Consider the following 1,531-nt stretch of genomic DNA (forward strand, 5'->3'; position numbering starts at 1 on the left):
GGTTTAATAAATTTAATAAATTTTGAAATACGGGCATTACTTTTTTGGCATTTTCCTAAAAAATGAGCAGCGGTAAGTACGGAAGAGCCATAATTTTCCCTGAAACGGAAGCTTAAACTTGCCCTGCTGTGGGGTCGCTTTGGAGGCGGGTCGGTACATGGTCTGTCACCTACTCCCTGATGGTGATGCAAGGTTTCTCGGTCATTTTACACCATAACAGGGCACCTCCACAGGTTTCTTTCACCCTCAACTCCCTATCTTGTCTGCTTTTCGCTCTTCTTCAGCAAGCCCTATGTAAAGGATGGAGAAAATTGAGGCGGTTGAGTATTCAGCATTGCTAATCGGATTTGGTGATTGTAGTCATGAATAAAATTCCAAATAGCACCAGCCATGATTCTCCAACTTCTTAGAAAACGATAATGTCTTCCTGACTAATCGCGAAATTCGCTGCCTGAGAGTATTATTTAATCGTTCAATGTAACTCGTCAATCCGCTTTCTTTCCCCACAGGCTGATGCCGTGAATGTCGGTAAAACCGCAGCATATGCCTCCCAATGATCGGTATAAATCTTGGCACTGCAGGCGATAGACACTCGGTAGGGAATCCCATAATGCAAGAGCCGACTTTAAGGAACGGTCTCCAATATGACATCCGTGAACTTCCCGAGTCTTGGCATCCATCGCTAACCAAACCCATTGTTTATTCCCTTTGTTGTCTACTTTCATACCATATTTCATCCATTTGGACGGTGTGTTTTCCGACTTCTTTTGGGATAACTGTAGCCTTGGTTTCTACGGCAGTGTACAAGTGGTTTACATAATGCAAGAAGCCAGAAGAGAGGAAACACCCATGACTCGGGCAATGCCAGCAAGAGAAATCCGTTCAAGGAGAAGCAACTCAATTTTTGCGCCCGGTGTCGGTGTTTTTGGGTTGCCACTTAGGATTTTCGACTTTCCTGGCGACCACAGTCACGACATTTATGGTGAAAGTTTTCCGCGACGAGTCATACCATTTTTCATCACATCGTCAAAACCACAAGTGGGACAAATCAGATAGGCTTTCATCATGAGACTCCTCAAAAGATTGGCATAGAGCTATTATCCTCTATCCTTTACATAAAAGCACTACCAAACTTCTTTCTTTTTGGTATCAAAACGGTTGGATGGGATTGCCTGCTTCTCTATACTGTGTGTCGAGCATAGCAATATTTTCAAATTTAGAATTACGATTTTTATTAATTCCTATTGTTTGCTTTTTTTGTGCTTTTCGCTTGACATATCCATGCTTTTTTAAGAGTTTACTTACTAGGGGAAGACTGACAATAAATCCGGCAGACCTCAGTCCCAAAGCTATTTCTTTATGCGTCAAATTAGTCCATTTAATTAACTCATTCATTGGGTCTCCCGCTGTCGGAAATTTTCAGACTTCTAAAAAAGCTTCATCAAGGCCGACTTTCGTAGATAAAATACTTTTTCTTCCTCCTCCTTTTTTTCTGATTCTTAAATTATCGATAGTCGTTTCATCCATTTTT

Annotated in this window: 1 protein-coding gene and 1 pseudogene; both read right to left on the reverse strand. The window is 41.5% G+C overall.

All coding sequences use genetic code 11. The features are described 5' to 3' along the window. Positions 1-290 precede the first annotated feature (290 nt). Positions 291-1,067 (reverse strand): annotated as a pseudogene (locus tag QUA78_RS32540) (IS1 family transposase). 82 nt (positions 1,068-1,149) lie between these two features. After that, the gene (locus QUA78_RS32545; protein ID WP_445302430.1) at positions 1,150-1,395 is read right to left on the reverse strand and encodes an ISAzo13-like element transposase-related protein; all 246 of its coding nucleotides are present in this window, start codon (positions 1,393-1,395) and stop codon (positions 1,150-1,152) included. Positions 1,396-1,531 lie beyond the last annotated feature (136 nt).

The organism is Microcoleus sp. K4-B3 (genome assembly GCF_036704615.1).
Classification (GTDB): Bacteria; Cyanobacteriota; Cyanobacteriia; order Cyanobacteriales; family Microcoleaceae; genus Microcoleus.

What these genes read in the sequence shown, in the direction of transcription:
- QUA78_RS32545 (WP_445302430.1), bottom strand. Translation starts at nt 1,395, where the DNA reads ATGAATGAGTTAATTAAATGGACTAATTTGACGCATAAAGAAATAGCT.